Origin of the sequence: Acidisoma sp. L85 (genome assembly GCF_009765865.1) — a bacterium.
GTDB lineage: Bacteria > Pseudomonadota > Alphaproteobacteria > Acetobacterales > Acetobacteraceae > Acidisoma.
Map to the genome: position 1 here is coordinate 1 of NZ_LMUQ01000007.1, position 7,738 is coordinate 7,738.

Below are 7,738 nucleotides of genomic sequence, written 5' to 3' on the forward strand. Positions count from 1 at the left end.
ATGGAAGCGGCCGAACAATGGGAGCCGGATGATGCGAGAGTATCACGTCCGGTTCTGAGAGAGCGCGGGGATGCAACTGCCCCGCGCCACTCGCCTCTTCATCCGGATCCGGGGCGAGCTGCATTATCTTTGGCGTGCCGTCGATCAAGATGGCATCGTGCTCGACGTCCTGGTGCAGGTCCCCGGGATGCCGGAGCGGCGACGCGCTTCTTCAAGCGGCTGCTGAAAGGTCTGCAGTTTGTGCCGCGGGTCCTCATCACCGACAAACTAGGCAGCTATGGCGCGGCGAAGCGTGCGCTGATGCCCGATGTCGAACACCGCAAGAGCCGCTACCTGAACAATCGAGCAGAGAACTCGCATCGACCAACTCGGCGGCGAGAACGGCAGATGCAGCGCTTCAAGTCGGCACGGCAAGCGCAACGCTTCCTATCCGCACACGCCTTCATTCATGGCCACTTTCATCCGCGGCGCCATCTGAAGACCGCGAGGCGGTACCGGGCAACTCGTGCAGCGGCCTTCAGGATTTGGGACCAGGAGACGTGTACCCAGACGACAGCATAAATGCGTCGTGCTCCATGCTCCTACCCAAGAGCCCACTTCAACTGGTTAAGTTGACAATGCCCTGGCGATGGCTCCGGACCAGTAACCGTTACCGCTTCCCGGTTCCACAAACCCCGGTAGCCTCCGGCATGCGGCTCCGGCGCCCGCGACCAGACCCCAACCACCTGGCCGTCACTACCGGTCAAGACGACTGGGGAGCCCAATCTAAGTTTAGGAAAGAGGCTTTGAGAGAGATGCTCGCGGACGCCATGAGCGTGCCAATCGAACTCCTCGCGATGCGGAGACAGGCTATGGAAGGCCAATGGCTACGGAGGTCGGCCGTTAGCGATCGAATGACTTGATGATGGTAGTCGTCAGCTCAACAAATTGCCTTAAAGCGCTGAGGACCGGGGCGCCATGAACCGGGCCGGTCTCATCAAACCCAACATAGGGAGAGATCATAACGCTTGGTCTTGCCATGCCGCTTTTGTAAAACCCGAGGAGGGTCCGGTCGCCGACGACCAAAAACCCCGATGCGCTATTGATCGGGGTGAAGTTTGAGAGGTCGGCATTCTTCAATCGCAATTGGGCTGGCCGTATTCCAACATTGAGAAGTTGATGATGTTTCCTTGTAATATCGAGATTATGCAAAGTCGCTAGAATGTCATTAGCGCCGTCGTAAGGCTTAAGGTCCTCAATAATCTTTTGATCGGCAACCGGAAGGGCTTTTACAAACTCGATCCCTCTATATTTGCCCTTCGCAAATTTACTCTCGTCCTTGGCAATGGGAAATTGCACACATTCGACCGGCAATTGAAGGCCATGGCGGCGGACCAGGGCCATGGCTAAAATGTCGAGGCTACTCCGAAGCGCGTTGATATATGCGCCAACCTCGACGCTTAGGCTGAGGGGGAATGGTTCCCTCAAGACCATCATGATGCCGTCTTCTAGCGAGGGAGGCGCCATCTTCTCGAACTCGATAGAGACCTTGTCGTGCTGCCAAGCGTGTAGTCGCGTGAAGAGGTCGGGGAAGTGGCTTTCGACCCAATCGACGGAGGCTTGCGCCTCCAAAAGATCGGGTCGCAGGTCAGCCATGGGTTGTCCCCCTGGGTTTATGAAACAACCATAACGTGTAGGCAACAAGAGGGGAAGAGGTTCTGTCTACATGACCCGCGACGAGTTGGAAGCCGAGCTTAAGGGTCTCGTATGGAGCCTTGACCAATGGACCTCCGGGAACCTGCGGACGATTGAAAGCGGCGCCGCCGTGACGCCGCAGCTCGTCATTGAATGGCGCCGCAGGATAGACCAGCTCCGCATCCAACTCACCGCCTATAGCCCCTTGGAACCGGACTAGGGGGAAGCCCAAATCTCGACGGCGCCAGCGGCGGATAGCATCAACGTCGATGTGCAAATGGCCGACACGGCAACGCGCCACAACGTGTATGTTAGATTGTCTGACATGGCGAGTTTATAACACCCGTTAGTAACGGCCTTGTCTCACGTGCCTGAGAGGGGGACTAAGCCCTTAGCACCCCCCTAGCGGCCCGCAACTGTGCCCGGGGTCCATTCCCCGTCCCCGACCGTGTGACCCTCTATAGCGCCCTAAAACCCGGCCTATCGACGCCGCTAGACGGCATTCTGCGGATTAGGCGAGGATACGGGCGTCCCGGATTGGGTCCCGAGAGTGAGCGCTGCGCTGCGCCTCCTGCCAATGGGACGGGGTGTCTCTAGTCGACCTCACGAACGCCACGTCGTAGGGGCGCATCAACAGCCGGGGGATCGAAGCGAGATAGGAGCGCCTTGCGAACGCCTCGCTTGTTCAGCGGGGCTACCTCGTAGGCCAGTCGCCAACGCAGGTTTAGACGTTGACCCTCGGCGGTGGTGTTGGCCGCCGTAACCGGACCGCCCGTATTGACTGCGACGCCATTGGCCCTCGTGAACTAGGTAGCTCCAAATGCGGAGAGGCGCCAAGTAATTTCCTGGAAATTCCTGGAAAACGGCCCCAATTCCCCGAGTTTATGAAACGATAGCAATAGCCATCTAAGCGTGACGGTCGGGGACACCAAAGGGGGCGTTGGCAAGACAACCATCGCCATCAACCTCGCCATTCTCCGAGCCGTGGCGGGCCGGGATGTCCTCCTCGTCGATCCCGCGTCCTTGGGACGCAGCGTTTGGGTAGGCCTTACGGCGGATGAGAACGAGGTCGAGTGTCTCGATACCGGGAACCTCAGCCATCGCTTCGCGAGCTTCCGCGTTGCGGCGGGGACGAACAAGGCTCCGCCAGCCTGTTCTCCCAACTCCGCGCGGACCAGCTCGGGTCCTCGGGCTACACGGCGGTCAATCTCTCCGGCGCGGCTGTCCGGACCCAAGTCCGCCAACTCGCGCCGAAATACGATGACGTGGTTATCGATGTGGGCGGACGCGATACCGGCAGCCTCCGGGCCGCCCTCCTCGTCTCCGATGCGGTCCTAATCCCGGTCCAACCTCGGAGCTTCGATATCTGGGCTTTGGACCAAGTAGCCGCCCTCGTGAAGGAAGCCCGCGAGCTTAATCCCGACCTCCGGGCGCTGGCCTTCCTCAACGGTGCCGACGCCCAAGGCGTCGAGGCCCAGCCCAAGGACCCCAAGGCGGTCGAGGAGCCTAACCGCTCTCGCTTCAATAGCTTTCCTATAACGTCTCGATCGCGGAGTGATATACAATGGCTATCGCAAAGAAGCCGGTTAGTAAGCCCGCTATGGGCGATGACGCCTCCGCCGCGGCTTTCATCGGCGCGGCTGGAGCCAGGCCCGCGGCAACCCCTCCTCGGAAACGCGGCCGGGTCGCAACCATGATCCGGTTTGATGCCGATCTCCTCGACCGGGTAGACGCCGCGGCTAAACGCCGCGGGGTATCGCGCTCAGCCTGGCTCCAATTCATCGCGTCGGAGGCTTTGGAGCCTTAAGCCACGGGCCTGGCCTGGCACCCCCGCGGACCTGGCAACGGCCTGGCGTATCCTCGCCGCGGTCAGCCTGGCATCACGCGCGGTATTGCCTGGCACTCCACCCCCCGCGGGCTGGCAGCCATGGGTGGGTGCACCAGTTATCCTTATCAATCAGGACGATGAACTGCGCCAGAGGCTCGCGGAGGCCTTCGAATACACCGGCAACCCGGATCCTCGTGCCCCGCACTGATATGCAGCTCGTTGAGCGTGTGATCCTATCCCGATCAATAGCCCGGATACGCGTAGGGATAGGGCGGTGGCGGCGGATAGTTGGGCGCCGTAGCGGCGGCCGTGGCCGCTATTCCGACGGCTGCACCGACCGCAACACCTGCGGCCACACCACCCCAATTGGGCCCATAGTTGCCGTGATAGCCGCCGTATTGGTTCACGTTGACGTTGCGATTTACGTTGACGTTGCGGTTCACATTGACGTTGCGATTAGCGTTTATATGCGCATTGCGATTGGCATTTATATGCGCATTGCGGTTGCCGCTGACGTTGTTATGAAAATTATTCGCATTGAACTGCCTGGAGCCGCCGCCGTTTCGATGTCCGCCACGATGGTATTGCACCAGCATCAACGAGCTGTGGCCGAGACTGTTCGCCGGTATCGCTACGTCGGGCCGCGGCAAGGCCACGGCTCCCTGAGTGAGCGCAAATCCCCAAAGCCCGACCCAGACCCAAAGCTTGCCCACGGGCGCCCTCACCGGTTTAGGTATTTTTGCTTAATCTGATTCCACCCAGTCGAAGCCTCAGCGCACCCGGACTTGTCGAAGGGTTTGCCCGAGCCATAGCCGACCGCACCAATGAAGTTGAATGCCGCTGCGAGGCCTTCCAGTGCCGCTTCGTCCGTATCGGCCTGGAGGACATAGGCACGCGTCGTATCGAGCAGCCGGTAGCGCATTGTTGCCCCGGCCGGCCTTGCCGCGACCATCGATCTCGCGACTAAGCCGTCGATGGCGCTGAAGATATGCTCCTTCCCCACAATGCCGCCGGCCACGACCTCCAGCGCCGCTTCAATGGAGAAATGGCCGATAAATATCGCGAGCCTGCGTAGAACCTGGCGTTCGGACTCGGACAGCAGGCCATAGCTCCAGTCCAGCGTCGCCTGGAGAGTTTTTTGACGCGCGGGCGCGGTTCGCTGCCCGGGCCATAGCAGTGCCAGCCGTTCGTCTAGTAGGGCCGTGGTCTTCTGCAGGCCGATGCTCTCCACCCGCCCGGCTGCAAGCTCGATCGCAAGCGGCACGCCGTCGAGTTTGCGGCAGATGCTGGCAACTGTCGCCGCTTCGATATCGTCGAGGTCCAGGAGCGCACCTCCTGCCGCTGCGCGCTCCAGGAACAGCCGGGTCGCGGGAAAGGCCTGGATGACAGCCACAGTGATATCCAGATCCTCCGGTGGACACGCCAACGGCCTTAGTTTGTGGACGTGCTCGCCTTCCACCTTGAGAGGCTCTCGGCTCGTTGCCAGGATGTGAACGCGAGGTGCTGCGGAAAAGATGCGCGCTGCCAGATCCGCCACCGCTTCGATGACATGTTCGCAGGTGTCGAAGATCAACAAGACCCGCTTGTCCGCGAGATATGCGACCAAAGCGCCGTCGGACTGAGAGGACAACCCGAGCATAGAGGCGACGGTAGTCGCGACCAGTGCGGGATCGTTCAATGCTCCGAGATCGACGAAGTGCACTGCGCCTGCGAAAGCTTCGATCAGATCGTGCCCCACCGCCACCGCGACCGTAGTCTTCCCGACGCCACCAGTGCCCGAAATCGTCACGAAGCGAGAACTGAGCAGCTGTGCCGACAGCGCGGCGGCGTCATCGGTTCGACCGATCATGCGAGCCAGCAGGCCCGGAAGATTGGCGAGCGGATAGGTGGCGGCGACCTCAAGTGGCGCGGGATGGAGCCCGAGCGTTTCCGAGATAGGTGCCACGAAACAGTAGCTGCGCCGCGTTAGGGTGGCGATGTAGCGAGTGCCTTCCCTGCCCTCTCCCAGCGCTTTTCTGAGATTCGCGATATGGAACCTACGACTACCCTCGTCGACCGTGACATCGGGCCAGACCAGGCCCAGCAGATCCACCTTGCTGACCACCTCGTTCGGGCGCGCAACCAGCGCCGCGAGGATGTCGAAGGCGCGCGCTCCCAATGCGACGGGCGCTCCCAGCCGCAAAAGTAGGCGCTCGCGCGGGGCCAGCGTGAAGGGCCCGAATGCTATAGTCTCACTCATCTATGTCGTCGGCGCTCGGCGGGCAGCCTTGAGATGACACGATAGGGTTCTGTGCCGCTTGAGCCTTCTCCAAAGCTTCGTTGCTGACGGATGCTCACAGCGCATCACAATGCATAACGAGCAGGCTAGGTGAATGCCAATTATTTGTCGAGGCAGAAGCAAGATGCTGCCGAAGCCCCGAGGAGAACGCCGATGTTCAAACTTTGCCCGCCAACCACAGGGCGCGGATTGTTTGCCTGGCCACTGCCATCAGCGCTGTCGTAACACTTCCAGCAGGGATGCACGCCGCCGATTTCGCCCCCGTCCGGCCATTGAGGGTCCGTGCAGCCGACGTGCCTCTCACCGATCGTCGCGCGCGTGACCTCACCTACGCCCGGGCTGCGAGCGGCCTGGCCCGGAGGCCGCGGCCGCGGCCGCTCCGCTGATCAACGCCGTCTTTTTTGAAGAGCTTTATTTGGCACAGAACACCACCACGCTTTACACCGCCAGAACCCGGACAATGGGCGGCCGGAATGGCGCTTCGCGCAGCTCCGACGGCAGACTGGATATCCGAATTTCGTCGCCCGGCGTGCCGGGTGGTGGTACCAATCCGGAACAGCTTTTTGCGGCCGGCTGGTCAGCATGTTTCGGGGACGCGATGGCCCTCGCGGCGCGCAAGATGAACATCGCGCTGCCCGCCGGGCTCAAGATTGATGCAGAGGTCGATCTCAATATTGCCGAGGGCGTGTATTTTCTTATTGCGCGCATCAACGTAAGTGTTCCGGGCCTCGACCCGGCGCGCGCTCACTCGCTCATCGATATGGCGCACCAAACATGCCCTTATTCGAGAGCCACCCGTAACAACGTCGACGTTCAAATCAACCTCGTCTAGCAGCAGCGGACCCATCGACGGCCTGCGGAGCTGTAACGGCCCGGCGGTCAGCACGGCGGGCAACGCCACTTCTCCTGTTCTTGGAGGAAGAAGAAGGGTTAGAGGGTGAAGGCGTGGTTTTGGGATGCCATACGCGAATTTGCATCGGAGCGAGCCATGGCACCAGCCGACTCCCGACGGCCTCGCCTGCACGGTCGCAAAAGGATAGTTGTACAATTGCGGTGGTTCATATGTTCGGAGGCGGCGGAGAAGTAGCCTTCTCCCGCAAGCCGTAGCGAATGGGTCAAGGGCGGATGTTTCCGCTCTCGACCCACTATGATCGTTGCGGTAAAAGGTTCAGATCAACCGCGGATGAACTCGAGAAGATCCCGATTGATGATGTCAGCATGCGTGGTCGGCATCCCGTGCGGAAGCCCAGGGTAGGAGATGAGCTTACCTTGCTTCAACAACTTAACCGAGCGTGCGCCAGTGGTGGGGAACGGACAGATCTGGTCGTCCTCGCCGTGCATCACCAGCACGGGTACGTCGATCATGGCGAGGTCGTCGAAGAATTCGGTCTCGGATAGCACTCGGACGCATTCCCACTGCGCGATGGCCGCGCCCATCATACCCTGACGCCACCAATTCTGACGGATCCCTTCCGACAAGACCGCATCGGGGCGATTGTAGCCGTAGAACGGAATCGTAATGTCCTGGTAGAATTGCGAACGATGGAACGCCGTGCCGTCGCGAATGCTATCGACGACGGCTTTGGGAACGCCGTCGGGATTGCGCTCGGATTGCATGAAGGTCGGCGGGATCGAACTGATCAGCACGGCCTTCGCAACGCGGCCCCTGCCGTATTTCGCGACATACCGAGTGACTTCGCCGCCGCCAGTTGAATGACCTATGTGAATGGCGTTGGCGAGCCCTAGCTTCTCGACCACCGCGAAGGCATCGGCGGCATAGGTGTCCATGTCATGGCCGGCTGACGTCTGGCTAGAGCGGCCATGGCCGCGCCGGTCATGCGCGATCACACGAAAGCCCTGCGCTAGAGAGTGTCATGCACCTTGCATAAGGGCCAAAGCTTGTTTGAGCATATATCCGACGAAGGCGATGACGTGGAAGCCGGCGAGGGTTGTTGCAT

General features: G+C 60.7%; 8 protein-coding genes and 1 pseudogene. 5 read left to right on the top strand and 4 right to left on the bottom strand.

Features of this window, described 5'->3' with window-relative positions; genetic code table 11:
* Nucleotides 1–70: 70 nt before the first annotated feature.
* Both GSQ83_RS30980 and GSQ83_RS30985 read left to right on the top strand, forming a co-directional pair.
* On the top strand, nt 71–226 hold the full coding sequence (locus GSQ83_RS30980) for a DDE-type integrase/transposase/recombinase (RefSeq protein ID WP_371417931.1): 156 nt from the start codon (nt 71–73) through the stop codon (nt 224–226).
* Between the two features lie 14 nt (nt 227–240).
* Nucleotides 241–561: a DDE-type integrase/transposase/recombinase gene (locus GSQ83_RS30985; RefSeq protein WP_371417932.1), complete on the top strand. Its 321-nt coding sequence runs from the start codon at nt 241–243 to the stop codon at nt 559–561.
* A gap of 321 nt (nt 562–882) precedes the next feature.
* On the opposite strand, the gene GSQ83_RS00990 is transcribed toward GSQ83_RS30985, so the two are convergent.
* On the bottom strand, nt 883–1,635 hold the full coding sequence (locus tag GSQ83_RS00990) for a hypothetical protein (protein ID WP_158800861.1): 753 nt from the start codon (nt 1,633–1,635) through the stop codon (nt 883–885).
* 70 nt (nt 1,636–1,705) lie between these two features.
* On the opposite strand from GSQ83_RS00990, the gene GSQ83_RS00995 reads away from it, so the two are divergent.
* Both GSQ83_RS00995 and GSQ83_RS30240 read left to right on the top strand, forming a co-directional pair.
* Nucleotides 1,706–1,894, top strand: a complete 189-nt coding sequence (locus GSQ83_RS00995) for a hypothetical protein (RefSeq protein ID WP_158800862.1) — start codon at nt 1,706–1,708, stop codon at nt 1,892–1,894.
* Between the two features lie 692 nt (nt 1,895–2,586).
* Nucleotides 2,587–3,012, top strand: a complete 426-nt coding sequence (locus GSQ83_RS30240; RefSeq protein WP_254065434.1) for an AAA family ATPase — start codon at nt 2,587–2,589, stop codon at nt 3,010–3,012.
* A gap of 732 nt (nt 3,013–3,744) precedes the next feature.
* Here GSQ83_RS30240 and GSQ83_RS01005 read toward each other — a convergent pair.
* Both GSQ83_RS01005 and GSQ83_RS01010 read right to left on the bottom strand, forming a co-directional pair.
* Nucleotides 3,745–4,215, bottom strand: coding sequence for a hypothetical protein (locus GSQ83_RS01005; RefSeq protein ID WP_158800863.1), 471 nt, complete (start codon nt 4,213–4,215; stop codon nt 3,745–3,747).
* An 8-nt stretch (nt 4,216–4,223) separates the two neighbouring features.
* A complete protein-coding gene (locus GSQ83_RS01010) occupies nt 4,224–5,741 on the bottom strand; it encodes a winged helix-turn-helix domain-containing protein (RefSeq protein ID WP_158800864.1) in 1,518 nt (505 codons plus the stop codon).
* Nucleotides 5,742–6,195: 454 nt separating this feature from the next.
* Between GSQ83_RS01010 and GSQ83_RS01015 the strand changes: the two genes are divergently transcribed.
* Nucleotides 6,196–6,612: an organic hydroperoxide resistance protein gene (locus GSQ83_RS01015; protein ID WP_158800865.1), complete on the top strand. Its 417-nt coding sequence runs from the start codon at nt 6,196–6,198 to the stop codon at nt 6,610–6,612.
* Nucleotides 6,613–6,953: 341 nt separating this feature from the next.
* On the opposite strand, the pseudogene GSQ83_RS01020 reads toward GSQ83_RS01015, so the two are convergent.
* Nucleotides 6,954–7,634: pseudogene (locus GSQ83_RS01020) on the bottom strand (alpha/beta fold hydrolase); the annotation flags it as partial.
* Nucleotides 7,635–7,738: the final 104 nt, after the last annotated feature.

Coding starts and splice junctions, on each gene's coding strand:
- GSQ83_RS30980 (WP_371417931.1), top strand. CDS start 71: ATGCAACTGCCCCGCGCCACTCGCCTCTTCATCCGGATCCGGGGCGAG.
- GSQ83_RS00990 (WP_158800861.1), bottom strand. CDS start 1,635: ATGGCTGACCTGCGACCCGATCTTTTGGAGGCGCAAGCCTCCGTCGAT.
- GSQ83_RS00995 (WP_158800862.1), top strand. CDS start 1,706: ATGACCCGCGACGAGTTGGAAGCCGAGCTTAAGGGTCTCGTATGGAGC.
- GSQ83_RS01010 (WP_158800864.1), bottom strand. CDS start 5,741: ATGAGTGAGACTATAGCATTCGGGCCCTTCACGCTGGCCCCGCGCGAG.